Raw genomic sequence first — 22,380 nt, forward strand, 5'->3', positions numbered from 1 at the left:
GTCGCGGCGCGGCAAGCATAGCACCGCCTCAAGGCAGGCTGGCGGGCCCGGCCACGCCTTGCTGGCGCCACAGCACCTCCACCCGCGCTCCATTGCGGCGCAGCAGCGCGGTCTGCTGCACAGTGAGCTCGCCCAGCCGCAGCTGTCCGGTGACGAGAAAGTGCTGGCTGCTGACGCTCAGCAGCGCGGGCTGCCATGAGGCCGCCAGTCGTGGCAGCGCTTCCACCAGCGCTTCGGTGCGCTCGAACGGGCGCTGGTTGCGCAGCGCGAGCAGACGCTGCGCTTCGGCGCCGTCCAGCCCGGCGATGGCGGCGCGCAGCACCACGGGGCCGGCGGTGTTGAGGTTGACCGGCGTTGGCTGCGGCAGCCAAATGGTGTGCGGGGCCAGTCGCGCCCAGCTCGCGGCGCTCAAGCCCAGCGCTTGCAGGTCAGCGGCGCGTTCGGGCAAGGGGTGTCGCGCCGGGCGCTGCGGCCCGGCGGGCCAGGCTTGCTGCAACGCTTCGGCTACTGCGCGTAACTCTTCTGGGGGCAGATCCAGTTGCGCGTAAAGTCGCTCGAACGCCGCCAGCGCCATGGGGTTGAGGCGCGGCGTGGCACCGGTGACGTCGATGAGGTTGCGCCAGTTCAGGCGCGCCTGCGCGTCTTCGATACGGCCGGCCAGCCACGCGTCGTCCAGCACGTCGGCGCCGTCGTCGGCGCTGGCGCGCAGGAAGGTGGACAGGCGCGTCGGCTGCAGCGGCACCGCCCACGGCTCGGCCAGGTGGTCGGTGCGCGAGGCGCGACCGTCCTCGCGCACGATCAGCCGCGCCCAGTCCAGCGCCCCGGTCAGCAGCCACGCGGCCTGCGCCTGGTCGCGCGCGGCGCGCTCCACGGCCCAGGCGCGCCACTGCAGGCTCCAGGCGGCGGCCCCCAGCGTGGCCACCACCGCCATCAGCATCAGCGCCATCAGCAGCGCCGCGCCGCGCGTGCGCCTCACGACTTGCCCCCGGCGACGCGGGCGGAGGCCCAGTCCAGCGTCAGGGCGCCGTCGAAGCCGGTGCCGGCGGCCGGCACCAGCACCAGCCGCACCGCGGCGGGGGGTACCCCCTCGGCGCCCGCGGGGCTCCACTGCGCGCCGTCCCACACCCGCACCTCGGCGGCGCTGATGGCCACGGTACGCACGCCGTCGGCGCGCACGCGCTGCGGGGCCTGCGCCCACGCCTGCGCCAGCGCCTCCCGCGTGGTCAGCGGCGGCGACTGCCAGCGCGCCCAGCGTCCGCCATCATCGACCGCGGCCCACGCCACCACCTGCCAGCCGGCGCCGTCGGCGGCGTGGCGCAGCAGGCGCACCGTGCCACCCTGCAGCGACCAGGCCGGCGGCGGGTCGATGGCGCCGTCCGCCGGCATCACCATCTGGTCGAGATCGCGCTGCCACTGCGCCAGTACGTCGGCCCAGCCGAGCTGCGCGGCGCTGCGCGCCTCGGTGGCTTCGCGCACGCGCAGCAGCCCGTCTAGCGCGCGCCAGCCGAGCGTGGCCAGCAGCGCCAGCACCGCCAGCGCGGTCAGCAGCTCGATCAGCGTCAGGCCCCCGGCGCGGCGCATCGTCGGCCCCGTCAGTGCCGGCCGAGCACGGTGGTCAGCCGCGTCAGCACCAAGTCGCTGCCGGCAGGCCGCACGCGCACCTCGACGCGGCGAAAGCTCGGGTTCGGCGTTGGGTCGATGGCGATCTGCACCGTGTGCTCCACGCCGCCCTGCGTGCAGGTGAGCTCGCGCGTGCCGGGGGGCGGGAAGGCCGGCTCCAGCCGCAGCGCGACCTGCGCGTTGTGCGCGCACAGCTGTGCCAGCCACTGGGCCGGCTGGCGCTCGGCGGTGCGCAGCAGGGCCTGGCCGGCCTGCTGGGCGGCCAGCGCCGCGGTGGCGACGATCGCCAGCGCCACCAGCACCTCCACCAGCGTGAAGCCGCCGGGGTTCCGGCGGCGCGGGACGCCCGGGCGGGGGGCTGCGGCGGGTGCGGGCGCCATGCGGTTCACTCCACGCGCACCGCGCCCCAGCCGTCGAAGGCCAGCGTGCGCGTGCGCTCGCCGTGGCGCAGCGTCAGCCGCCACGGCGGGCCCATCGGTTCGGTGCCGAGCTTGAGCGTCGGCTGCGGCGGCTCCAGCGTCAGCGCCACGTTCTCGAGCGGCCACGGGCGCGCGCGCGGCAGTTCGGGCAGCGCGCCCTCCGGCAGGCCGCGCCAGCGCAGGCCCTCGGCGTCCCAGGCCAGCTCGGCACGGGTGTCGCTGGCGCGCGCCAGCGCCCGCACGGCCTCGATCTGGTCGCGCAGTTCGGTCGCCAGCCGATCCAGCCGCCGGTCGGCGTCGCCGCGCCACGCCTGCACGACGCCGACGCTGGCGATGCCGACGATGGCCAGCACCACCAGCAGCTCCAGCAGCGTCAGCCCGCGCGGGCGCCGCGGGCCCCAGGCGGGCGCAGGGTCACTGCCAGCTGCCGATGTCGGCATCAGCGCCCTCGCCGCCGGGCTGGCCGTCGGCGCCGAGCGAAAACACATCCACCTCGCCGTGCACACCAGGGTTCAGGTATTGATAGGGGCGGCCCCAAGGATCGTTCGGTAATTTATCGAGATACGGGCGCCAGTTGGGCGCGGGCGGCCCCGACGTTGGCCGCTGCACCAGCGCCTGCAGACCTTGCTCCTGCGAGGGATAACGCTGGTTGTCCAACCGGTAGAGCTTGAGCGCCTGCATCAGGTTGGCCACGTCCGCGCGCGCGGCGGTGACGCGCGACTCCTCGGCGCGGCCGATGACGTTGGGCACGATCAGCGCCGCCAGCACCCCGATGATGACGAGGATGACCAGCAGCTCGATCAGCGTGAAGCCCCGCAGGACGCGGCGGGCGGAGGGTGCAGGCGCGCAGGCGGATGTCATGGCAACGATGATAATGCAGCCCATGACGCCGCCTGCCGTTCCCCCTGTCCGCCCGCCGCCCGTTTGCCGCTGCCGCGCGCATGGGCGGGCGCGGCTGCCCGCGCTGGCCGCGCTGCTCGCGTGGGGGGTGGCCGGCTGGCTCGCGGCGGCGTGGGGCTGGCGGCTGTGGGGGCAGGCGCAGGGCGTGGCGCCTGCGGCGCCGCCGCCGTCGTCGGCCCCGGTCGCGCAGGCGGAGACGATGGCCCGGGCGCTGGGCGGTGGGGAGGGCGTGGCCGCAACCCCGCCGCCGGCGCCGGCTGCCGTAGCCGCTGCTGGCGCGGCGTGGCGCCTACTCGGTTTGGTGGCCGATGGCGGCGGGCGCGGCGCGGCGCTGCTCGCTGCCGACGGCCAGCCCGCCAGGCCCTACCGCGCGGGTGCGGCGCTGCCGGACGGCTGGCGCGTGCAGCGCATCGAGCGCGACGGGGTGTGGCTGAGCCCGCCGCAGGGCGGCGAGGTGGTGCGACTGCCCGCGCCGGTGCGGCCGGCGGCATCGACTGCGGCGCCGCCGCCCGGCGGTTGAGGCGGTCGTCAGCCCACGCTTCGCAGCCGTGCGGCGAGCGGGGGCGCCGCGTCCCTCCCTCACCCCCGCAGGAACAGCCGGTAGACCGGGTTGTCGGTCTCTTCGACGTAGGGGTAGCCGAGTTCGCGCAGGAAGCGCTCGAACGCCCGCGCGTCCTTCGGCGGCACCTGCAGGCCGACCAGGATGCGGCCGTAGTCGGCGCCCTGGTTGCGGTAGTGGAACAGGCTGATGTTCCAGCTCGGGCGCATCAACGTGAGGAACTTCAGCAGCGCGCCGGGCCGCTCCGGGAAGATGAAGCGCAGCAGCCGCTCGTCCTGCGCCAGCGGCGAGTGGCCGCCGACCATGTGGCGGATGTGCTCCTGCGCCAGGTCGTCGTGCGTCAGGTCCAGGGTGGCGAAGCCCTGCCGCTCGAAGGCCGCGGCGATCTTGCCGCTTTCCCCCTTGCCGTGGGTGGTCAGGCCCACGAACACGTGCGCCACCCTGGCGTCGTGGATGCGGTAGTTGAACTCGGTGACGTTGCGCGGGCCGCCGGGCAGCGAACCGATGGCCTGCAGGAAGCGCAGGAAGCTGCCGCGCTCCTCGGGGATGGTGACGGCAAACAGCGCCTCGCGTTCCTCGCCGACCTCGGCGCGTTCGGCGACGAAGCGCAGCCGGTCGAAGTTCATGTTGGCGCCGCACAGGATGGCGGCGTAGGTCTCGCCGCGCGTCTTGCGCCCGGCGACGTGCTTCTTGATCGCCGCCACCGCCATCGCGCCGGCCGGCTCGACGATGCTGCGCGTGTCGACGAAGACGTCCTTGATCGCGGCGCAGACCTCGTCGGTGTCCACTGTGACGAAGTCATCGACCAGCTCGCGCGCGATGCGGAAGGTCTCCTCGCCGACCAGCTTGACGGCGGTGCCGTCCGAAAACAACCCGACGTCGGCCAGCTGCACGCGCTGGCCCGCGCGCACCGAGCGCAGCATGGCATCCGAGTCGCTCATCTGCACGCCGATGACGCGGATGTCGGGCCGCACGGCTTTGAGATAGCAGGCCACGCCGGCGATCAGGCCGCCGCCGCCGATGGCGACGAACACCGCGTCGAGCCGGTTGGAGCCCAGGCCCTGCAGCTGGCGCAGCATCTCCATCGCGATGGTGCCCTGGCCGGCGATGACGTCGGGGTCGTCGAACGGGTGCACGAAGGTGAGACCCTCGCGGCGCGCCAGCTCCGCGGCGTGCTGCGCGGCATCCGAATAGCTGTCGCCGTGCAGCACCACCTCGCCGCCCAGCGCCCGCACGGCGTCGATCTTGACCTGCGGCGTGGTGGTGGGCATGACGATGACGGCGCGCGCGCCGAGCTTGTGCGCGCCCAGCGCCACGCCCTGTGCGTGGTTGCCGGCCGAGGCGCAGATGACGCCGCGCTGCAGCTGCTCAGCCGACAAGTGCGCCAGCTTGTTGTAGGCGCCGCGCAGCTTGAAGCTGAACACCGGCTGCTGGTCCTCGCGCTTGAGCAGCACCTTGTTGTGCAGGCGGCGGCTGAGGTTGCGCGCCGGCTCCAGCGGCGTTTCGCGCGCCACGTCATAAACGCGAGCGGTAAGGATTTTTTTGAGGTAGTCCTGCGGGGTGAGGTTTGCGTGGGTGCTCATGATCGGCGGGCCATGGCCGCGCGCGGCGTGCGGCCAAGGAGCCGTATCATACGGGGCGCCGAGAGGCAAAAAAAAGCCCAAGCGGACAGACCACTTGGGCTTGTGAACCACCCTTTTGAGGGCAGAGGAGACAACGAGCCGTATTATACACGGCTTATATTGCGGTGCAACATGGGGCCGTGCGCGGCCCGCGGGGGCAAAAGCGATGGAATGCACAGTGGCGTGGGGCGGTGGTCTGGGGCTCGGCACGGGCATGGGCTTCGTGGCCCGCACCGGCAGCGGCCACGTGGTGGCGATGGACGGCGCGCCCGACGCGCAGCGCCCGGAGCACGGCGGCGCGAACCTGGCGCCGCGGCCGATGGAGCTGGTGCTGGCCGGCACCGGCGGCTGCACCGCCTACGACGTGGTGCTGATCCTGCGCCGCGGCCGCCACGACGTGCGCGGCTGCCAGGTGCAGCTGAAGGCCGAGCGCGCCGAGACCGACCCGAAGGTGTTCACGCGGATCCACATGCACTTCGTCGTGCAGGGCCGTGGCATCCCGGAGGCGGCGGTGGCGCGCGCGATCGAGCTCAGCCACGAGAAGTACTGCTCGGCCAGCATCATGCTCGGCAAGACCGCCGAGATCACGACCAGTTTCGAGGTCGTCGAGGGCTGAGCGCCGGCGGGCGGCGGCCGCATCCGCGCGGGCCCCTCGGCGCGAGCCTGGCGGTCACGCCGCCGGCGAAGCCGGCCCCGCTGCGCGTCCGGTCAGATGCGGTGGGCCACCGTCGTCATCACCTTGGCGGCGGCGCGCATCGCCCACCGGACCGGCGCCGGCAGCTCCACGCCGCCGGCGTGCAGCGCGTCGCGCGCGTGGCGGATCTCGTCCTCCTTCATCTGCTGCACGATGGCGCGCGAGGCGTGGTCCTGCGGCGGCAGGCGGTCGAGGTGGCCGTCCAGGTGCGCCTCGACCTGACGCTCGGTTTCGACGACGAAGCCGAGGCTGACGCCGCGGCCGGCGAGCCCGGCGGCCACGCCGATCGCGAACGCCCCTGCGTACCACAGCGGGCACAGCAGCGAGCGGCGCTCGCCCAGCTCGTCGAGCCGCTGCTGGCACCAAGCCAGATGATCGGTCTCGTCCTGCGCCGCGGCCTCCAGGTGGCGCGCGGTGCGCTCGCGCTCCGCCGGCGTGCCGCGCCGCCCCAGGCGCGCCGCGTACGCCTGCCCGGTGTAGAGTGCCTGCGCGCAGATCTCCCCGACGTGGTTGACGCGCATCAGCGCGCCGCTCAGACGCCGCTCGCCGTCCGACAGCGCCGCGGTCTGGGCGGCGAGCTCCGCTGGCGGCTGCGGCGTCGGGCGCGCGGCGCGGTGCGGGGCCAGCAGCGTGCGCAGGGCGTTGTCGGCGGCGATCAGCGTGGCATCGACGAGCGTATTCATGGCGACGCATCGTAGCCGCGCGTTCAAGACCCCGGTTTGATCTCGGTCACGAGGTAGGCGCCGTGGACCTGGGTGGCGCGGAAGCGCACCCGCTGCCCCGGCTGCAGGCCCTGCAGCAGCGCCGCATCGCGCACCTGGAACACCATCGTCATCGGCGGCATCGCCAACGCCGCGATCTCGCCGTGACGCAGCGTGATCTTGCGCGCGGCCAGGTCAATGCGGTGCACCTCGCCATCGACCCAGTCGCTGACCACGGGCGCGCCACCGGCGGCGCCATGGGTCTCGTGCCCGTGCGCCTGCACCGGGCGCAGGCCGCCGCCGGGGTAGCGCGCCCAGACGCGGCTTGAGCCGTCGCGCTGCACCAGCAGGACGTCGTATGGATCCCGCCGGCCGCCGTACTCGGGGCCGTCCATGCCGGGGCTGCCGACCGGCATGCCCGGCACCGCCAGCCCGAGCGCTGGGGGGCGCTCGCGCAGCAGGCGCAGGATGTCGGGCGCCGGCACGTGCCCCTCGATCACGTAGCCGCCGGCGCGCGCGGTGTGGCACGAGGCGTAGCGCGCCGGCAGCCCCAGGCGCTGGCGCAGCGCGGCGTTGCCGGTGTCGTGCGCGCGCACGCGCAGGCCGTGCGCCTGCAGGTGCGCGATCCAGTCGTTGCAGCAGCCGCAGTTGGGATCCTTCCAGACCTCCACCAGCGGGCCGGGCGGTTCGGCGGCCCGGGCGGCGGGCCAGGCCAGCGGCAGCGCCGCCAGCCCGGCCAGCAGCGTGCGGCGAAGAGGCAAGGATTCAGTGCGAGTGGCCATGGTGACCTCCTTGGGGTTTGCGGGCCTGGAAAGGGGCCGCCGGGGTGGCGGACGGGGGTTCCACGGCCCCGTGGGCCGGGTGGGGGGCGGGCGGGGCGGCCTGACCCTCGACCGGGCGCGCCCGGGAGCCCGGTGGTTGGGTGTACCAGCCCGGGTCGCTCAGGCTGCCGGTGGGCAGGTCGCGGCGCACCTTCAGCACCGTGAACATGCCGCCCATCTCGATCGGGCCGTAGGGGCCCTGCCCGGTCATCATCGGCAGCGTGTTGTCCGGCAGCGGCATCTCCATGGCGCCCATGTCGGCCATGCCGCGCTCGCCCATCGCCATCCAGTCCGGCGCCAGCCGCTGCAGCCGGTGCACCAGCCCGCGGTGATCGACGCCGATCAGCGTCGGCACGCCGTGGCCCATGGGGCCCATGGTGTGGTGGCTCTTGTGGCAGTGCATGGCCCAGTCGCCTTCCTCGTCGGCGACGAACTCGATCTGGCGCATCTGTCCGACGGCGATGTCCACCGTCACCTCGGGCCAGCGCGCCTCGGGCCGCACCGGGCCGCCGTCGGTGCCGGTGACCTCGAACTCGAGGCCGTGGATGTGAATAGGGTGGTTGGTCATCGTCAGGTTGCCGATGCGCACGCGCACGCGCTCGCCCAGGCGCGCCAGCAGCGGGTCGATGCCAGGAAAGACGCGGCTGTTCCACGCCCAGAGGTTGAAGTCCAGCATGGTGTTGACGTTGGGCGTGCGCGCGCCGGGCGTGATGTCGAAGGCGTTGATCAGGAAGGCGTAGTCGCGCTCCACGTCGGCGATCCACGGATGCGGCTGGCGCGGGTGCGTGATCCACAGTCCCATCATGCCCATGGCCATCTGCACCATCTCGTCGGCGTGCGGGTGGTACATGAAGGTGCCGGGCCGGCGGGCGACGAACTCGTACACCCAGGTCTGGCCGGGGGGGATCGGCGGCTGGTTGAGGCCGCCCACACCGTCCATGCCGTTGGGCAGGCGCTGGCCGTGCCAGTGGATGGTGGTGGGCTCCGGCAGCCGGTTGGTGACGAAGATGCGCACGCGGTCACCTTCCACGACCTCGATCGTCGGACCGGGACTCGCGCCGTTGTAGCCCCACAGATGCGCGACCATGCCGGGCGCGAGCTCGCGCACCACCGGCTCGGCGACGAGGTGGAATTCCTTGACGCCGTCCTTCAGGCGAAACGGCAGCGTCCAGCCGTTGAGGGTGACGACCGGGCGGTAGGGGCGCCCGGCGCCGGTGACGCCGGGCGGCAGCCAAGGGACGGCGGTGGCCGGGTCGGTGCGCGAGACCGGCTCCGGCACCGCGGCCAGCGCCGCGCGCGCCACCGGCGCGGCGGCCAAGGCGCCGGCCACGCCGGCCAGCGCGTGGGTGAAGAAGCGTCGGCGTTGCATGGCGTCAGTGTCCTTTCGCAGGGGTGGAGGCGGCGGCGTCGACGGCGGGGGCGAGGCCGAGGCCGGGTGGTTGCCACGGCAGGCCGGCCAGCACCGCCTGGCGCGCCAGTTCGGCCAGCCAGACCTCGAGCTCGGCGCGCAGCGCCTGGCGCTCGGCCTGCTGGCGCTCGCGCACCGCGGCCAGCAGCTCCCAGGGGCTGGCCAGCATGCCGTTGACGCGCAGCAGGGTTTCCTCTTCCAGAAGGCGCGCCGCCGGCAGGCGCTGCGTGCGCCAGCGGGAGGCTTCGGCGTCGGCAGCGCGGCGTGCCTGCCAGGCGAGGTGCAGGTCGCCGTCGCGCTGGCGCTGGAGCTGCTGCAGCGCCAGCGCGGCCTGCAGCGCCCGTTCCCACGCATGGGGCCAGCGTGGCGTGCCGTCTGCGGGCTGCGGAGCCTGCGGCGCGTGGCGCCGCACCTCGTCAGCCCAAGCGGCCTGCAGGCGCGCGCGCTCGGCGGGGTCGAGCGCCGCCTCGGCGCGCTGGTGGTCGCTCCAGCGCATCGTCCATTGCGGGTCGTTTGCGCGGGCTTGCCGCAAGGCGTCGATCGGGGGCTCGGGCGACTGCAGCGTCGGGGGAGTGGGCGGCAGCGTGGCCGGGGCCAGGCGGCGCAGCGAGCGCGCCTCGTCCGCGCCGCCCAGGCGCTGCCACAGCCGCACCCAAGCGGTGCGCTCGGCCTGCTCGGCGGCGCGCAGGGCCGCCTCGGCCTGCTGCAGCGGCAGGGTCTCGCGCAGTGCACGCTCGGCGCTGAGATTGCCGGCGCGCTGCGCGCGCGTGGCCAGCTCGGCGGCCAATGTCGCCGCCTCCAGCGTCTCGCGCCACGAGTCGGCTTCGGCCCGCGCGGCCAGCGCCCGCAGCCACAGCGCTTGCGCCTGCAGCACAGCCTCGGCGGCGGCGCGGCGCCGTTGCGCCTGCTCCAGCGGGCCGAGGCCGGGTTCGAGGCGCAGGTCGGGCCGCTGGCTCAAGGCGGCGCGCGCCACGTCATCCAGTGTCCACGGTTGGGCCGCCACCGGCTCGGGGTCGGGCGCGCGGTGCAGGCCACGCGCGCGCTCCCATTCGATCAAGTCGGCGTGTCCGCGCGGGAAGGCGCCGACCGCCTCGTTGGCCGCGCGCCAGTCGGCGACGGGGTCGGGTGTGTGGGCGGTGGGCGCGGGCTGGGGTGGCGGATTGCCGTGGCCGTGCGCGGTCTGGGCACGGAAGCCCAGCGCCAACGCCGCCACGGCAGTCGCCAACCCCACTCCCCAGCGCCACCGCCAGGAGGGGGGAAGAGACGTCATCGCAAGCTCCTTAAAGCGTCCACGAGGGGACGGCGTGGCAGGGGCGCACGCCGCCCGCAATCAGGGGCGCTTTAGACGATCGGGGGCTTGCGAGGGGGCGGGGGGATGTGGGTTGGCCGAGGCTTAGGCTCGTGGCGCTGCCAGGCTTGCGGCGGCGCGGGCAGGCAAGCCAACCCCACGGTGGCCGCACCCAGCGGATTGTGGCAAAGGTCGCAGGCCACGCAGCCGGCGTGGGTTGGGGCGGCTTGGGTCGAACCGCCGTCGATTGGCGTGCCACTGTGATCGCCTACGGCATGGCAAGGCTGCGCGTGATGCGAGTCGGCGGGCTGCGAGCCACCGCTTTGGGACGTCCGCTCGGAAAAGCCAACCCAAGCCGTGGCCAAGGCTCCTTGGGTGTGTTGCACCGCCATAGCGTCGTACGCCCACAGCCGCCACGGCAGCAGGGCGAGCAAACACCAAACCAGCGCACGACGCATACGCCGATCTTAGGCCAAACGCGCCCAACGTGCATCCCACGGGAAGCGCATAGCGGGAGCTGGGAGTGCGCCCAGCGCCGCCGTCGCGCCAGTGACAGGCGGTCGCGGATCGGGGGCGTCCAGCCAGAGGTCCCACGTGCCAGAATGCCGGCATCGGATGGTCTGAGGTGACGAGGAGCCCCCATGTTGCGTGCCCTGTTGATCGACAAGACCGACGCCGGCCAGACCTGCACGCTGGCCGAGCTGCCCGAGGCGCGGCTGCCCGCGGGCGACGTGACGGTGCGCGTGGCGTATTCGACGCTGAACTACAAGGATGCGCTGGCGATCACCGGGCGCGCGCCGGTGGTGCGGCAGTTTCCGATGGTGCCCGGCATCGACCTGGCCGGCACGGTGGAGGCCAGTGACGATCCCCGCTTTCGCCCTGGCGACGCGGTGCTGCTCAACGGCTGGGGCGTCGGCGAGCTGCACTGGGGCGGGCTGGCGCAGCGCGCCCGCGTCCGGGCCGACTGGCTGTTGCCGCTGCCGGCGGGTCTCACGGCGTGGGACGCGATGGCGCTGGGCACGGCCGGCTACACCGCCGCGCTGTGCGTGCAGGCGCTGGAGGCTCACTGGGCCGCGCAGGGGGTGGCGCCCGGCAGCGGCGACGTGCTGGTGACCGGGGCCGCCGGCGGCGTTGGCAGCGTGGCGGTGCGGCTGCTGGCGCGCGCCGGACACCGGGTGGTGGCCAGCACCGGCCGGCCGCAGGAGGAGGCATGGCTGCGCGCGCTGGGCGCCGCAGAGGTGATTGACCGCGCCACGCTTGCGGCTCCCGGCAAGCCCTTGCAGAAGGAGCGCTGGATCGGCGTCGTGGATGCGGTCGGCAGCCACACGCTGGCCAACGCCTGCGCCAGCACGCGCTACGGCGGCGCGGTGGCAGCGTGCGGGCTGGCGCAGGGAATGGACTTTCCGGCCACGGTGGCGCCGTTCATCCTGCGCGGCGTCACGCTCTACGGCATCGACAGCGTGATGGCGCCGCGCGCGCGGCGCGAGGCGGCCTGGCAGCGGTTGGCGCGCGACTTCGACGCCGCGACGCTGCAGTCGATGACGCGCACCATCGCGCTTGAGGAGGCGATCGCCGCGGCCCCGCAGGTGCTGGCCGGCCGGGTGCGCGGGCGGCTGGTGGTGGACGTCAACGCGTGAGGTCGGGGCGGTTGGGGGCCGGCACGATGTGCCGGTAAGCGTGCCAGGTGGCATGACCCAGCACCGGCCCCACCACCAGCAGCCCGAGGAAGGCCGGCGCCATCGCCAGCCCGCACAGCAGCGTGATCAGCGCACCCCACAGCAGCATCACGCCGGGGTTGGCCAGGCAGGCGCGCAGGCTGGTCAGCGCCGCCGACACCGCGTCGGTCTGGCGGTCCAGGATCATCGGGATCGAGATCGCGCTGCTGACGAAGATCAGCCCGGCGAAGATCGCCCCCACCGCCAGGTAGCTGACGATAAACTCGAGGTTGTCCCAGCTCAGCAGCGCGGCCAGCATGTTGCTGCTGGACGGCATGGTGTTCATCGTCACCGCAAACACCACCATCGCGGCGCGTGCCCACAGCATCTCCAGGATCAGCAGCACGCCGCCGAAGATGGCCATGGTGGACAGCGTGGGCCGCCACGCCACCAGCGAGGCGCGCAGCGACGGGGTCTCGCCGCGCTCCAGCGCCCGGCTGGCGTGATAGAGCCCCAGCGCGAAAAACGGCCCCACCAGCAGAAAGCCGGCGCTGAGCGCCAGCACGTAGGCCGGCGCGTGCAAAAACGCCTGCCACAGCGCCTGCCCCATCAGCGCAAAGCACGCGCCGTAGAACAGCCCGATGCGCGGGCAGCGGCGGAAGTCCGCCCAGCCGCGCGCCAGCCAGCGCAGCGGGTCGCTGGGCTGCAGCGCCGCCAGCTTGAGATCCAACACCGACTCGCGTGCCGCTGCCGCCGGCTCCGGCGCGTCTTGAGGAATGGTCGCCATCGCAAGCCCTCCGTGCCTCAGATTGATTTAAATCAATAGCACCGTAGCGCAACCGCTGGGCTTTGTCCAGCGGGCTGACCCTCAGGCGTCATGAGGACGGGCGGCCAGCGGCTACACTGTGCAGCGCATGAGCGCGCTGTGGTCACCCCCTTACACCTCACCGAATGACTGCCTGATGGCCTTGCAGAACCAAGGCTTTGCGGTGCTGGACGCTGCTGGCGTGCGTGCCTGGCTGGGCGTGCCGGCGGAGGCGCTGCAAGCGCTGGAGCCGGCCTGGGACGACCTGCCGCCGGACGAGTACCTGAAGGACGGCGGGCGCTACCGCCGCCGCCGCCACGGCTGCTACCGCATCGACGGTGAGGCGGTGCAGCCGGTGCCGCATCGGGCGCACTACCAGCCGGTTGAATACAACGCGCTGCACGGCGGCATGCGGCGCTGGTTCGCGCCGCTGACCCCGGCGCTGACCGCGCAGCCGGCCTGGCCGCGCCTGCTGCTTGGCGTGGCGCGGCTGGCCAGCGCGCTGCGCGGGCCGCAGCCGTGGTTCGTCGAGGCGCATTCGTTTCGCATCGATACCACCGGCGGCATCGGTCGGCCCACCCCGGAAGGCGCGCACCGCGACGGCGTGGACGTGGTGGCGGTGTTCCTGCTGCGCCGCCACGCGATCAAGGGCGGCGAGAGCCGCGTCTTTGAGGCCGACGGGCCGCGCGGGCAGCGCTTCACGCTCACCGAGCCGTGGTCGGCGCTGCTGCTGGACGACGCGCGCATGATCCACGAGACCACGCCGATCCAGCCGCTGCGCGAAGGCGAGCTGGGCTGGCGCGACACGCTGGTGCTGACGGTGCGCGGCGGCGGCTTCCTCGGCGACGACGAAGGGGTGTGACGGCGGCCGACCCGATCGGCCCTCGCGTCCGCCGGCCGTTCACGCGGGTCGGGCCGGCCCGCCTCGTCAGGGCGACGTCGTCCGCCGCCCCGCGCGGTGGCGGGCCCTCACTGCGGCTGGAAGCCGCTGTCGCGGATGATGCGCGCCCACACCTCGCGGTAGGCGCGCTCGCGCGCGGCCAGCTGCTCGCCGCTCATGTGGCCGACGTTGAGGCCCATCGCGGTCAGCCGCTCGCGCACCGCCGGCTGCGCGATCACTTTGGCCAGCGCCGCATCCAGCTGGGCCAGCGTCGCCGCCGGCGTGCCGGCGGGGGCGAACAGGCCGTAGAACGGCACCTCCTCGAAACCGGCGATGCCCAGTTCGGCAAAGGTCGGCACGTCCGGCAGCGCCGGCTGGCGCTGGCGCCCCATCACCGCCACCACGTGCAGCTTGCCGGCGCGGTGGTTTTCGATGAAGTCCGGGATCGAGCCGACGCCGGCGGGGATCTGGTTGCCGAGCATGTCGGCCATCATCGGCGCGCTGCCGCGGTAAGGCACCGGCACCAGATCGAGTTGCTGCTGGCGCGCCAGCACCTGCACGAGGAACTGCGGCACCGACGCCGGCGCCGGAATGCCCACCGCGGCCTTGCCGCCCTGCGCGCGCACCCACTGGGCGAACTCGCGCAGCGAGCGTGCCGGGGTGCCGCCGGAAACCGCCAGCGCGTTGACAAAGGTGGCCAAGCCCCCGACGGCGACGAAGTCGCGCGCCGGGTCGAATCCAGGGTTGCGCGTCACCAGCGGCAGGATCGAGACACTGTGGTCGTGCGTCAGGAACAGCGTCGTGCCATCCGGTGCGGCGGCCTTGAGCGCCTGCGCCGCCAGCTGGCCGCCGGCGCCGGCGCGGTTCTCGACGATGACCGGCACGCCCAGCGCCTCGCGCAGCGGCTCGGCCAGCAGCCGCGCGATGGCGTCGGTGCCGCCGCCCGGTGGAAAGCCGACCAGGATCTTGACGGTGCGACTGTCGGCGTGCGCCAGCCACGGCGCGGCCAGCAGCGCGCCGGCGCGGGCGATGTGGGCCAGAAATCGACGGCGGGCAGTGAAGGCGGACGACATCGAGAAAGCGAGGCGAGCCTAACGAGGGTTGTGTCAAAGGTGAACGAGCGGCGCAACCGCCGACCGGGCCATCCCATCTCGGTGCCGGCGGTCGCGACGCAAGGCCATGAAGCAAGCTTAAGCGTTTGCCAATGGTAGCGCGTTTTGCACTGCCAACGGCTGGCTCGGTGCGTCGCTTCGTCGTCGCGCGCGGGGCAAGTGGGTGGCGCGGCGCTTGCGGATAATCTTCCATCCGATGTGGATCGATACCCATTGCCACTTGGACGCGCCGGAATTTGGCGCGCAGGCCGCGGCGGAGCGCGCGCGCGCCCGCGCCGCCGGGGTGGCGTGGTGTGTGCTGCCGGCGGTGCGCGCGGCTGACTTTGCGCGCGTGCGCGTGCTGGCGCACGAGCTGGGCGACGTGTATGCGCTGGGCATCCACCCGCTGTGCGTGCCGGAGGCGGATGAGGCGGACCTGGCGGCGCTGGAGGACTGCCTGACGCGCTGGGCCGCTGACCCGCGGCTGGTGGCGGTGGGCGAAATCGGGCTCGACTTCTTCGTGCCGGAACTGGCCACCGAGCCGCTGCGCGGCAAGCAGCTCGCCTTCCTGCGCGCGCAGCTGGCGCTGGCCCAGCGCCACGGCCTGCCGGTGATCCTGCACGTGCGCCGCAGCGTCGATGCGGTGACGGCGGCGCTGCGGCAGGCCGGGCGCGGGCTGGTCGGCGGCATCGCGCACGCTTTCAACGGCAGCGCGCAGCAGGCGCAGGCGCTCTTGGCGCTGGGCTTGCGGCTCGGCTTCGGCGGGGCGGCCACGTTCGAGGCGGCGCAGCGGCTGCGCCGGCTGGTGGCGCAGCTGCCGCTTCAGGCGCTGGTGCTGGAGACCGACGCGCCCGACATCCCGCCACAGTGGCTTTACGTGCCGGCGGCCGAGCGCGCCGCGGGCCGCCCGGCGCCGCGCAACACGCCGGCGGAGCTGCCGCGCATCGGCGCGGCGCTGGCGGCGCTGCGCGGGCTGGAGCCGCTGGAGCTGGCGCGCGCCACCGCTGCCAACGCGGCGCAGGCGCTGCCGCGGCTGGGCGCGCTGATCGCGGCGGAGGCGGCGCGATGAGCGGCGGCGCTGACTGGCTGCACGGCCTGCCGCCGGTGCTGGACGCGCGCACGCGGGTGGTGGTGCTCGGCAGCTTTCCCGGCGTGGCCTCGCTGCAGGCGCGGCAGTATTACGCGCACCCGCGCAACCAGTTCTGGCCGATCCTGGCGCGGTTGCTCGGCGTGCCGCTGCCGGCGCTGCCGTATGAGGAGCGGCTGGCGGCGCTGCTGGCGCACGGCATCGGGCTGTGGGACGTGTATGCGCGCTGCGTGCGCCCGGGCAGCCTGGACCGCGCCATCGAGCAGGCCGAGCCGAACGACCTCGCGCTGCTGCGCCAGCGTTGCCCGCAGCTGCGCGCCGTGCTGCACAACGGCGGCGAAAGCGCGCGCCACGCGCGCCGCACCCGGGCGCTGGGCGTGGCGGTGGAGCGGCTGCCCTCGACCAGTCCGGCCAACGCCTCGTGGACGCTGCCGCGCAAGCTGGCCGCCTGGGCGCAGGCGCTGGCCGCGCACGGGGTGCCGCTGGCGGGTTGGCTGCCGCAGGCGGAAGAGGGGGTGGCCCTCGACCCAGGGCCGAACGCCCCTGCCGCCGGATGGGATCCCCAAGTTGCGGTATGCCCCGGCGAAGGAACCGTGGCGGCGGCCAGCCGTGGGGGGCGAGCGTGAGCGGCGGCGCTGGCGAGCTGCCCGAGGTCACGCTGTCGGAACAGGGCGGCGTGCGCCACCTGCACCTCGGCACGCCGTGGGTGCAGGGCAGCATGCGCCTGCGCGAGCCCGACGCCATCGTGCTGGAGTATGTGCAGCGCATGATGGCCTGGCTGCTGTTCGTCGAGCCGGACACCGTCGCCCAGCGCCGCGCGCTGCAGCTGGGGCTGGGGGCCGGGGCGCTGACGCGCTTCTGCCACCGCCGGCTCGGCATGGACACCACCGCGGTGGAGCTCAACCCGCAGGTGGTGACGGCGTGCCGGGCGTGGTTCCGCCTGCCGGACGACGGGCCGCGGCTGCGCGTGATCGTCGGCGACGCCGCCGAGTGGGTGCGCCACGCGCCGTGGCAGGGCTTCTTCGACGCCGTGCAGGTCGACCTCTACGACCACGAGGCCGCCGCGCCGGTGCTGGACGACGCGGCCTTCTACGCCGACGTGCGCGCGCTGCTGACGCCGCAGGGCTGCATGACGGTGAATCTGTTTGGCCGCTGCGCGCGTTTTGAGCGGTCGCTGGCGGCGCTGGCCGAGGCGTTCGGCGCCGAGGCGCTGTGGGCGTTCCGTCCGACGCGCGAGGGCAACACGGTGGTGCTGGCGCAGCGCACGCCGCAGCGCCCGCCGCGCCCGCAGCTGGCCGCGCGCGCCGACGTCATCCGCGCGCGCTGGCGCCTGCCCGCGCCGCAGTGGCTGCGCAGCCTGCAGCCGGTGCAGCCATGAACGCAGCCAGCCATCCGGTCGACGACGCGGCGGTGTCAGCGCTCGGGCTGTCGCTGCTCAACGCCGTGCTGTGCACCGCGGCGCCGGTGGTGATGGTGATGCTGGCCATCGAGCGCATCGGCGCCGGCCTCACCGCCCAGACCGGTCTGCTCGGGCCGCTGTCCACCGTGGCGCTGGGGTGGTGGTGCTGGGCGAACCGTTCAACGCGTGGATCGTGGCCGGCACGGCGCTGGTGCTGGCCGGGGTGCTGTGGGTCAGCCGGGCGGACGCCGCGCCGCGCTGACGAGACGCAAGGAAGGAGCGACGATGGACCTGGGCATTGCGGGACGTTGGGCCCTGGTGTGCGGCGCCAGCCGCGGGTTGGGGTGGGGCTGCGCGCGGGCGCTGGCGCTGGAGGGGGTCAACGTCGTGATGGCCGCACGCGACGCCGAGGCGCTGCAGCAGGCCGCCGCGCGGCTGCGCGCCGAGCTGCCACCCGGCGCCGCCAACCGCATCGTCACGGTGGCGGCCGACGTCACCTCCGAGGATGGGCGCGCCGCGCTGTGGAGCGCGCCGGACGGGCCGGGGCGCGACGTGGACATCCTCGTCACCAACGCCGGCGGGCCGCCACCGGGGGACTTCCGCCAGTGGGGGCGCGAGCAGTGGCTGGCGGCGCTGCAGGCCAACATGCTGGCGCCGATCGAGCTGATCAAGGCCACGGTGGACGGCATGGCCGCGCGCGGCTTTGGCCGCATCGTTAACATCACCTCCAGCGCCGTCAAGGCCCCGATCGACATCCTGGGCCTGAGCAACGGCGCGCGCAGCGGCCTGACCGGCTTCGTCGCTGGACTGGCGCGAGGGGATCTCGCCGCGCGCGGCGTGACGATCAACAACCTGCTGCCCGGCAAGTTCGACACCGACCGCCTGCGCGCCACGCTGCAGGCGGCGGCGCAGGCAAGCCACCGCACCTTGGAACAGGTGTGCGCGGCGCAGCTGGCGCAGATCCCGGCGCGGCGCTTCGGCACGCCGCAGGAGTTCGGCGCCGTCTGCGCGTTCCTGTGCAGCGTGCACGCCGGCTATCTGACCGGCCAGAACATCCTGCTCGACGGCGGGGCCTACCCGGGCACGTTCTGAACGGCGCGGGTGGGCGACCGCGTGCGATCACTTGGCCAATTCGGCCTGGGTGGCGGCGTCGAGCTCGCCGGTCTGCGGCAGGTTGCGGCTGGCCTGGAACGCGCGCAGTGCGTTGCGCGTCTTGGCACCCATCTTGCCGTCGGGTTTGCCGACGTCGTAGCCAAGCGCGGCCAGCTTGCGCTGCGCGTCCAGCAGCGACATGCCCGCTGCCGGGCGGGGCGCTGGCGCTGCCGCCGCGGCCGGAGCCGCCGGGGCTGGGGCTGCCACAGGTTTGGGCTGCGGGGCGCCATCGACCTGCAATCGCCCGCCCGTGCCGAGTCCGCGATCGCCCATCGACTGCGCGGTGTAGTTGCGCAGCGCCTGAATCATCTGGTTGTAAGCATTGACAAAGGCGGCCACGATCACCTTACCCTGCGGCGTGTTGCCGTAGCCGCCCAGACCGGCGCCGACGCCGCCCAGGCCGATGACGCCGCCCAGCGAAAAGTCGGTGTTGGACGAGCTGCCTTCGGCGGCGGCCACTTGTACGCCGGAGCGGTTGTCGGTCAGCAGCAGCACGGTAGAAGCCTCGTTTTTGCGCAGCCCGCCGGCGATCAGCCCGGCCCAGCCGCCGATGGCCGCGCCGATCTGCTGGGTGCCCTTTTGATCGAAGACGATTTCCGGCGTGATCGAGTAATCCGCCGCCACCATCTGGCCCTTGCCGAAGTTGGAGTGGTCGCGCAGCTCGCCGCTTTGCTGCAGCTGGCGCTCCATGTTCATGTTGTTCATGGCGCGGCCACGCTCGACCACGATGAAGCAGTTGCTCTGTTGCACCAGCAGCCGCAGCACTGGAATCGTCGAGCCGAGCTTGTATTCCCGCAGCGTGAGGAACCAGGGCGCGTCCTGGTTTTCCACCAGCGCCACCGTGCCAAATGGCCGCTCGCAGCGTTCGATCTGGCTGTTGGCGTTCTGCGACGCCGCGCCGCCGGCAGCGCCGGTGACGGCGGTCTTGGCGCCGTCATCGCCGATCTTGGGGGCGGTGGACATGCAACCGGCGGCGGCCACGGTCAGACCGGCCAGGACGGTAAGGGTGCGCAAACGCATGACGTCAAGCTCCTCCGAGCTAAAAAGCATTTCGTGTGTGACAAACGGGCATGCTGTGCGCAGCGCGGGCCGCCAGCACCCCGGCGCGGTGAATCATAAAACAAGCCCATGAGCCGGCCCCGCGGCAGCCGCGGGCGGCCATGAAGCGGGCCATTCAGCGTCGCGACGACACCGCGATGCCGGCCACGATCAGCGCGAACGCCGCGGCGTGGTAGCCGTGCGGCGGCTCGCCCAGCCACAAGGTGGACATCACCGCGGTGAACAGCGGCGTCAGGTTGGTGAAAAAGCCCGCCACCGTCGGGCCGGCGCGTTGCACGCCAGCGCCCCAGGCGCGATAAGCCAAGATGGAGGGGCCCACCGCCACGAACAGCAGCACGCCCGCCAGCGGCCAGCTCCAGCGGATCGCGCTCGGCATGTCGGCGGGCGCCGCCAGCGCGAGCCACGTCCATTCGCCCGCGGTCAGCACGCCGGCGGTCAGCAGCCCAAACGCCGTCTGCGCCAGCAGAAAGGCCGCCCAGTCGGCGCGGATCGCGGGATCCTCGTCGCGGCGCGTCAGCAGCCAGCTGTAGCCCGCCCAGGTCAGCGCCGCCGCCAGCATCCACGCGTCGCCGGGCACGAAGCGCAGCGCCAGCAGGTTGTCCAGCCGCCCCTGCGCCAGCACGGTCAGCACGCCGGCCAGCGACAGCAGCGCGCCCAGCAGCTGCTGGCGCAGCACCGGCGCACCGAAGAACAGCCGCCCCACCAGCATCATCCACAGCGGCATGCTGGAGGCCACCAGCGTCACGTTGAGCGGCGTGGAGGTGTGCAGCGCCAGGTACTGCAACATGTTGTAGCCGGCCACCGCCAGGCTGCCGAGTAGCAGGAAGCGGCGCCAGTCGCGCCACAGCCCGCTGCCGGGCCGCAGCACCCACGCCGCCAGCGGCAGCAGCAGCGCCCCGGCGACCACCCAGCGCAGGAAGTTGAACGTGATCGGCGGGATCCACGGCGCCGCGACGCGGCCGACGATGGCGTTGCCCGCCCACAGCAGCGGCGGCAGGGTCAGCAGGGCAATGGTGGACGGGGTCAGCGCAGAGGGTCGCGAAGCTGGCATCCCCCTCACTCTAGCGCACGGCGGCCTGAGGCAGCGATCCGCAGGCGACAACCCTGTGCCAGCAGGGACGGCAGGCATGTGGCACCATGCGCCCCCGTCCCGATGCTGGATGTCTTTTGCAGGAGTGCAACGACCATGCTCAAAAGCCGAGCCGTGCTGATCGACCAAACCGGGGGCCCCGAGGTCATGCGCCTGGCGGAGGTGACGGTTGGCGAGCCAGGGCCGGGCGAGGTGCGCATCCGCCACCACGCCATCGGCCTGAACTTCATCGATGTGTATCACCGCACCGGGCTATACCCGCTGCCGCTGCCGGCGCGGCTCGGCATGGAAGGCGCCGGGGTCGTGGAGGCGGTCGGCCCCGGCGTGGACCATCTGGCGGTCGGCGACCGCGTGGCCTACGCGGCGCAGCCGCCCGGCGCCTACTGCGACGTGCGCGTGATGCCGGCCACCAACGTCGTGCGGCTGCCCGAGGGGATCTCCTTCGAGCAGGGCGCGGCGATGATGCTCAAGGGCCTGACGGCGCAGTATCTGCTGAAGCACTGCCGTCCTGTGGAGAGCCTGCAGCCGGGCGACTGGGTGCTGCTGCACGCCGCCGCCGGCGGCGTCGGGTTGATCGTCTGCCAGTGGGCGCGCGCGCTGGGCCTGCGCGTGATCGGCACCGCCGGCAGCGACGACAAATGCGCGCTGGCGGTGCAGCACGGCGCCGAGGTCTGCATCAACTACCGGCGCGAGGACTTCGTCGCCCGGGTGCGCGAGCTCACCGGCGGGCAAGGCGTCAAGGTGGTCTATGACTCGGTCGGCAAGGACACCTGGGAGGGGTCGCTCGACTGCCTGCGCGAGTTCGGGCTGATGGTCTCGTTCGGCAACGCCAGCGGCCCGGTGCCGCCGTTCTCGCCCGGGGTGCTGGGGCCGAAAGGCTCGCTCTACGTGACGCGGCAGACGTTGTTTACGCACATCCGCACGCGCGCGCGCACGCAGGCGATGGCCGACGACCTGTTCGCCGCCGTGCTGTCCGGTCAGGTGCGCATCCACATCGCGCAGCGCTTCGCGCTCGCGGACGTGCGCGCCGCGCACGCGGCGCTGGAGGCGCGCCAGACCACCGGCTCCACCGTGCTGCTGCCCTGACGTCCGCCCCGGCGGCGCTTCAGCGCGCCGCCACCGCCGGCGCGTGCTCGCACCAGTAGGTCAGCAGGTGACCGCGCGTCGGCTCGCGCACCGTCTGCAGGCCGGTGAAGCCATGCGGCCCGACCGCCGGCGCCGACGGCAGGTAGTGCGCCTCGTGCAGCAGATATGGCTGACCCTGCCAGCGGCCCAGCGTACGCACCGTCACGCCCGCTCCGGGCGCCGGCGGCAGCCGGTTGATCACTTCCAAGCTGAGGTTGGCGCCCTCCAGCAACGGCAGCGCGGGCTCATCGGCCGGGGTTGGGGCCACGACCAACACCCGCGACGCTCCGGCCCAGCCGACGTGGCATTGCAACGACTGCGCGCAAGCCAGGCTGGCGCTGGCGCCTGCCAACGCGGATAGCGCCCGCGCGACCGCGGTGCGACACATGGCCCGGCGACGCATGGCACGCAGCATGGAGCCTCATTCTACGCAAGCTCCCATGCTCATGGTTCAACGCGCGGCGCGGCTGTGGCATCCGCGCCAAGGCGCCGAGGTCAGCGGCTGCGGCGCACGCGTCGAATTTCGTCGATGATCAGGCCGACGGCGCCGGTGGTAATGGCGACGTCCGCGACGTTGAAGGCGGGGTAGTGCCCGCCGGCGAACAGCGGCGCCAGCCAGCGGTGGTGGAAGTCGAACATGTCCACCACGTAGCCGTGCAGCGCGCGGTCGATCACGTTGCCCAGCGCCCCGCCCAGCAGGCAGGCCAGCGAGAACGCGAACAGCCGCTGCTGATGGTGCGCGCGCAGCAGCCAAAGGATGAACGCGATCGCTGCGAGTCCAATGCCGAGGAACAGCCAGCGCTGCCAGCCGCCGGCGCCGGCCAGAAAGGAAAACGCCGCACCGGGGTTGTGCACGCGCACGAGGTTGAAGAAGCCGGTGACCGGCAGCACCTCACCGTGGCGGAACAGCGCCACGATCAGCGCCTTGGTGGCCTGGTCCAGCAGCACGATGGCGGCGGCCAGCCCCAGCCAGACCAGCATGCCGCGCGACGACGCCTTGGCCAT

Annotated in this window: 24 protein-coding genes and 2 pseudogenes; 10 read left to right on the forward strand and 16 right to left on the reverse strand. The window is 73.4% G+C overall.

The genetic code is table 11. The features are described from left to right. Nucleotides 1–28: 28 nt before the first annotated feature. From gspK to gspG, 5 genes are read right to left on the reverse strand one after another with little or no spacing between them, the layout of a single operon-like run. On the reverse strand, nucleotides 29–976 hold the full coding sequence (gspK, locus tag Talka_RS09490) for a type II secretion system minor pseudopilin GspK (RefSeq protein WP_143891024.1): 948 nt from the start codon (nucleotides 974–976) through the stop codon (nucleotides 29–31). Next, complete coding sequence (locus Talka_RS09495; RefSeq protein ID WP_143891026.1) at nucleotides 973–1,581, reverse strand: PulJ/GspJ family protein; 609 nt, start codon at nucleotides 1,579–1,581, stop codon at nucleotides 973–975. Before Talka_RS09495 ends, gspK begins: the two co-directional genes overlap by 4 nt. 11 nt (nucleotides 1,582–1,592) lie before the next feature. Next, a complete protein-coding gene (gspI, locus tag Talka_RS09500; RefSeq protein ID WP_143891028.1) occupies nucleotides 1,593–2,000 on the reverse strand; it encodes a type II secretion system minor pseudopilin GspI in 408 nt (135 codons plus the stop codon). 5 nt (nucleotides 2,001–2,005) lie between these two features. Further along, nucleotides 2,006–2,479 carry a prepilin-type N-terminal cleavage/methylation domain-containing protein gene (locus Talka_RS09505; protein WP_185970123.1) on the reverse strand — a complete coding sequence of 158 codons (474 nt, stop codon included), beginning with the start codon at nucleotides 2,477–2,479 and terminating at the stop codon, nucleotides 2,006–2,008. After that, entirely contained in the window at nucleotides 2,454–2,900 is a 447-nt protein-coding gene (gene gspG, locus Talka_RS09510) for a type II secretion system major pseudopilin GspG (protein ID WP_143891032.1), read from the reverse strand. Before gspG ends, Talka_RS09505 begins: the two co-directional genes overlap by 26 nt. A gap of 22 nt (nucleotides 2,901–2,922) precedes the next feature. Here gspG and Talka_RS09515 point away from each other — a divergent pair, with 22 nt between their 5' ends. Continuing rightward, a complete protein-coding gene (locus Talka_RS09515) occupies nucleotides 2,923–3,459 on the forward strand; it encodes a type II secretion system protein N (RefSeq protein ID WP_185970124.1) in 537 nt (178 codons plus the stop codon). 59 nt (nucleotides 3,460–3,518) lie between these two features. Here Talka_RS09515 and ilvA read toward each other — a convergent pair whose 3' ends face one another. Beyond that, nucleotides 3,519–5,081 (reverse strand): threonine ammonia-lyase, biosynthetic, encoded by a 1,563-nt coding sequence (gene ilvA / locus Talka_RS09520; protein WP_143891036.1) that lies wholly within the window; start codon nucleotides 5,079–5,081, stop codon nucleotides 3,519–3,521. Between the two features lie 205 nt (nucleotides 5,082–5,286). On the opposite strand from ilvA, the gene Talka_RS09525 reads away from it, so the two are divergent. Continuing rightward, the gene (locus Talka_RS09525; protein WP_143891038.1) at nucleotides 5,287–5,736 is read left to right on the forward strand and encodes an OsmC family protein; all 450 of its coding nucleotides are present in this window, start codon (nucleotides 5,287–5,289) and stop codon (nucleotides 5,734–5,736) included. Nucleotides 5,737–5,828: 92 nt separating this feature from the next. Here the strand turns inward: Talka_RS09525 and coq7 are convergent, their stop codons facing one another. The 4 genes from coq7 to Talka_RS09545 are packed head-to-tail and all read right to left on the reverse strand — an operon-like array spanning nucleotide 5,829 to nucleotide 10,014. After that, on the reverse strand, nucleotides 5,829–6,497 hold the full coding sequence (coq7, locus tag Talka_RS09530; RefSeq protein WP_143891040.1) for a 2-polyprenyl-3-methyl-6-methoxy-1,4-benzoquinone monooxygenase: 669 nt from the start codon (nucleotides 6,495–6,497) through the stop codon (nucleotides 5,829–5,831). A 23-nt stretch (nucleotides 6,498–6,520) separates the two neighbouring features. Then, nucleotides 6,521–7,297 (reverse strand): copper-binding protein, encoded by a 777-nt coding sequence (locus Talka_RS12305; protein WP_143891042.1) that lies wholly within the window; start codon nucleotides 7,295–7,297, stop codon nucleotides 6,521–6,523. Beyond that, nucleotides 7,281–8,705 (reverse strand): multicopper oxidase family protein, encoded by a 1,425-nt coding sequence (locus Talka_RS09540; protein ID WP_143891044.1) that lies wholly within the window; start codon nucleotides 8,703–8,705, stop codon nucleotides 7,281–7,283. Before Talka_RS09540 ends, Talka_RS12305 begins: the two co-directional genes overlap by 17 nt. Before the next feature lie 4 nt (nucleotides 8,706–8,709). After that, a complete protein-coding gene (locus tag Talka_RS09545; RefSeq protein WP_143891046.1) occupies nucleotides 8,710–10,014 on the reverse strand; it encodes a hypothetical protein in 1,305 nt (434 codons plus the stop codon). 659 nt (nucleotides 10,015–10,673) lie between these two features. Here Talka_RS09545 and acuI point away from each other — a divergent pair. Beyond that, entirely contained in the window at nucleotides 10,674–11,669 is a 996-nt protein-coding gene (gene acuI / locus Talka_RS09550) for an acrylyl-CoA reductase (NADPH) (protein WP_143891048.1), read from the forward strand. On the opposite strand, the gene Talka_RS09555 is transcribed toward acuI, so the two are convergent. Beyond that, complete coding sequence (locus Talka_RS09555) at nucleotides 11,659–12,474, reverse strand: DUF2189 domain-containing protein (RefSeq protein WP_143891050.1); 816 nt, start codon at nucleotides 12,472–12,474, stop codon at nucleotides 11,659–11,661. The two genes, acuI and Talka_RS09555, sit on opposite strands and share 11 nt — an antisense overlap. Before the next feature lie 127 nt (nucleotides 12,475–12,601). Here Talka_RS09555 and Talka_RS09560 point away from each other — a divergent pair, with 127 nt between their 5' ends. After that, nucleotides 12,602–13,354 carry a 2OG-Fe dioxygenase family protein gene (locus Talka_RS09560; RefSeq protein WP_143891052.1) on the forward strand — a complete coding sequence of 251 codons (753 nt, stop codon included), beginning with the start codon at nucleotides 12,602–12,604 and terminating at the stop codon, nucleotides 13,352–13,354. A 107-nt stretch (nucleotides 13,355–13,461) separates the two neighbouring features. Here Talka_RS09560 and Talka_RS09565 read toward each other — a convergent pair whose 3' ends face one another. After that, nucleotides 13,462–14,445 carry a Bug family tripartite tricarboxylate transporter substrate binding protein gene (locus Talka_RS09565; protein WP_143891054.1) on the reverse strand — a complete coding sequence of 328 codons (984 nt, stop codon included), beginning with the start codon at nucleotides 14,443–14,445 and terminating at the stop codon, nucleotides 13,462–13,464. A gap of 235 nt (nucleotides 14,446–14,680) precedes the next feature. Between Talka_RS09565 and Talka_RS09570 the strand changes: the two genes are divergently transcribed. From Talka_RS09570 to Talka_RS09590, 5 genes and pseudogenes are all read left to right on the forward strand, one after another. Continuing rightward, nucleotides 14,681–15,532 carry a TatD family hydrolase gene (locus Talka_RS09570; RefSeq protein WP_143891056.1) on the forward strand — a complete coding sequence of 284 codons (852 nt, stop codon included), beginning with the start codon at nucleotides 14,681–14,683 and terminating at the stop codon, nucleotides 15,530–15,532. Continuing rightward, a pseudogene (locus Talka_RS09575) lies at nucleotides 15,529–16,029 on the forward strand (DNA-deoxyinosine glycosylase); the annotation flags it as partial. The gene Talka_RS09570 and the pseudogene Talka_RS09575, both read left to right, overlap by 4 nt. A gap of 95 nt (nucleotides 16,030–16,124) precedes the next feature. Next, nucleotides 16,125–16,928 carry a class I SAM-dependent methyltransferase gene (locus tag Talka_RS09580; protein ID WP_143891060.1) on the forward strand — a complete coding sequence of 268 codons (804 nt, stop codon included), beginning with the start codon at nucleotides 16,125–16,127 and terminating at the stop codon, nucleotides 16,926–16,928. A gap of 29 nt (nucleotides 16,929–16,957) precedes the next feature. Beyond that, nucleotides 16,958–17,211: pseudogene (locus Talka_RS12135) on the forward strand (EamA family transporter); the annotation flags it as partial. Nucleotides 17,212–17,234: 23 nt separating this feature from the next. Beyond that, on the forward strand, nucleotides 17,235–18,041 hold the full coding sequence (locus tag Talka_RS09590) for an SDR family oxidoreductase (RefSeq protein ID WP_143891062.1): 807 nt from the start codon (nucleotides 17,235–17,237) through the stop codon (nucleotides 18,039–18,041). A gap of 27 nt (nucleotides 18,042–18,068) precedes the next feature. Here Talka_RS09590 and Talka_RS09595 read toward each other — a convergent pair whose 3' ends face one another. Continuing rightward, nucleotides 18,069–19,121 (reverse strand): peptidoglycan-binding protein, encoded by a 1,053-nt coding sequence (locus tag Talka_RS09595; RefSeq protein WP_143891064.1) that lies wholly within the window; start codon nucleotides 19,119–19,121, stop codon nucleotides 18,069–18,071. Between the two features lie 154 nt (nucleotides 19,122–19,275). Then, a complete protein-coding gene (locus Talka_RS09600) occupies nucleotides 19,276–20,211 on the reverse strand; it encodes a DMT family transporter (protein ID WP_143891066.1) in 936 nt (311 codons plus the stop codon). A 135-nt stretch (nucleotides 20,212–20,346) separates the two neighbouring features. Between Talka_RS09600 and Talka_RS09605 the strand changes: the two genes are divergently transcribed. Further along, nucleotides 20,347–21,336, forward strand: coding sequence for a quinone oxidoreductase family protein (locus tag Talka_RS09605; protein ID WP_143891068.1), 990 nt, complete (start codon nucleotides 20,347–20,349; stop codon nucleotides 21,334–21,336). 19 nt (nucleotides 21,337–21,355) lie between these two features. On the opposite strand, the gene Talka_RS09610 is transcribed toward Talka_RS09605, so the two are convergent. Further along, entirely contained in the window at nucleotides 21,356–21,790 is a 435-nt protein-coding gene (locus Talka_RS09610) for a hypothetical protein (protein WP_143891070.1), read from the reverse strand. A gap of 80 nt (nucleotides 21,791–21,870) precedes the next feature. Continuing rightward, a complete protein-coding gene (gene lspA / locus Talka_RS09615; RefSeq protein WP_143891072.1) occupies nucleotides 21,871–22,380 on the reverse strand; it encodes a signal peptidase II in 510 nt (169 codons plus the stop codon).

It is taken from the genome of Tepidimonas alkaliphilus (assembly GCF_007556595.1).
GTDB classification, from domain to species: domain Bacteria; phylum Pseudomonadota; class Gammaproteobacteria; order Burkholderiales; family Burkholderiaceae_C; genus Tepidimonas; species Tepidimonas alkaliphila.

Bases quoted from the DNA above. Each gene is read 5' to 3' on its own strand.
- Talka_RS09495 (WP_143891026.1), bottom strand. From the start codon at position 1,581: ATGCGCCGCGCCGGGGGCCTGACGCTGATCGAGCTGCTGACCGCGCTG.
- gspI (WP_143891028.1), bottom strand. From the start codon at position 2,000: ATGGCGCCCGCACCCGCCGCAGCCCCCCGCCCGGGCGTCCCGCGCCGC.
- Talka_RS09505 (WP_185970123.1), bottom strand. From the start codon at position 2,479: ATGCCGACATCGGCAGCTGGCAGTGACCCTGCGCCCGCCTGGGGCCCG.
- gspG (WP_143891032.1), bottom strand. From the start codon at position 2,900: ATGACATCCGCCTGCGCGCCTGCACCCTCCGCCCGCCGCGTCCTGCGG.
- Talka_RS09515 (WP_185970124.1), top strand. From the start codon at position 2,923: ATGACGCCGCCTGCCGTTCCCCCTGTCCGCCCGCCGCCCGTTTGCCGC.
- ilvA (WP_143891036.1), bottom strand. From the start codon at position 5,081: ATGAGCACCCACGCAAACCTCACCCCGCAGGACTACCTCAAAAAAATC.
- Talka_RS09525 (WP_143891038.1), top strand. From the start codon at position 5,287: ATGGAATGCACAGTGGCGTGGGGCGGTGGTCTGGGGCTCGGCACGGGC.
- coq7 (WP_143891040.1), bottom strand. From the start codon at position 6,497: ATGAATACGCTCGTCGATGCCACGCTGATCGCCGCCGACAACGCCCTG.
- Talka_RS12305 (WP_143891042.1), bottom strand. From the start codon at position 7,297: ATGGCCACTCGCACTGAATCCTTGCCTCTTCGCCGCACGCTGCTGGCC.
- Talka_RS09540 (WP_143891044.1), bottom strand. From the start codon at position 8,705: ATGCAACGCCGACGCTTCTTCACCCACGCGCTGGCCGGCGTGGCCGGC.
- Talka_RS09545 (WP_143891046.1), bottom strand. From the start codon at position 10,014: ATGACGTCTCTTCCCCCCTCCTGGCGGTGGCGCTGGGGAGTGGGGTTG.
- acuI (WP_143891048.1), top strand. From the start codon at position 10,674: ATGTTGCGTGCCCTGTTGATCGACAAGACCGACGCCGGCCAGACCTGC.
- Talka_RS09555 (WP_143891050.1), bottom strand. From the start codon at position 12,474: ATGGCGACCATTCCTCAAGACGCGCCGGAGCCGGCGGCAGCGGCACGC.
- Talka_RS09560 (WP_143891052.1), top strand. From the start codon at position 12,602: ATGAGCGCGCTGTGGTCACCCCCTTACACCTCACCGAATGACTGCCTG.
- Talka_RS09565 (WP_143891054.1), bottom strand. From the start codon at position 14,445: ATGTCGTCCGCCTTCACTGCCCGCCGTCGATTTCTGGCCCACATCGCC.
- Talka_RS09570 (WP_143891056.1), top strand. From the start codon at position 14,681: ATGTGGATCGATACCCATTGCCACTTGGACGCGCCGGAATTTGGCGCG.
- Talka_RS09580 (WP_143891060.1), top strand. From the start codon at position 16,125: ATGCCCCGGCGAAGGAACCGTGGCGGCGGCCAGCCGTGGGGGGCGAGC.
- Talka_RS09590 (WP_143891062.1), top strand. From the start codon at position 17,235: ATGGACCTGGGCATTGCGGGACGTTGGGCCCTGGTGTGCGGCGCCAGC.
- Talka_RS09595 (WP_143891064.1), bottom strand. From the start codon at position 19,121: ATGCGTTTGCGCACCCTTACCGTCCTGGCCGGTCTGACCGTGGCCGCC.
- Talka_RS09600 (WP_143891066.1), bottom strand. From the start codon at position 20,211: ATGCCAGCTTCGCGACCCTCTGCGCTGACCCCGTCCACCATTGCCCTG.
- Talka_RS09605 (WP_143891068.1), top strand. From the start codon at position 20,347: ATGCTCAAAAGCCGAGCCGTGCTGATCGACCAAACCGGGGGCCCCGAG.
- Talka_RS09610 (WP_143891070.1), bottom strand. From the start codon at position 21,790: ATGCTGCGTGCCATGCGTCGCCGGGCCATGTGTCGCACCGCGGTCGCG.
- lspA (WP_143891072.1), bottom strand. From the start codon at position 22,380: ATGGCCAAGGCGTCGTCGCGCGGCATGCTGGTCTGGCTGGGGCTGGCC.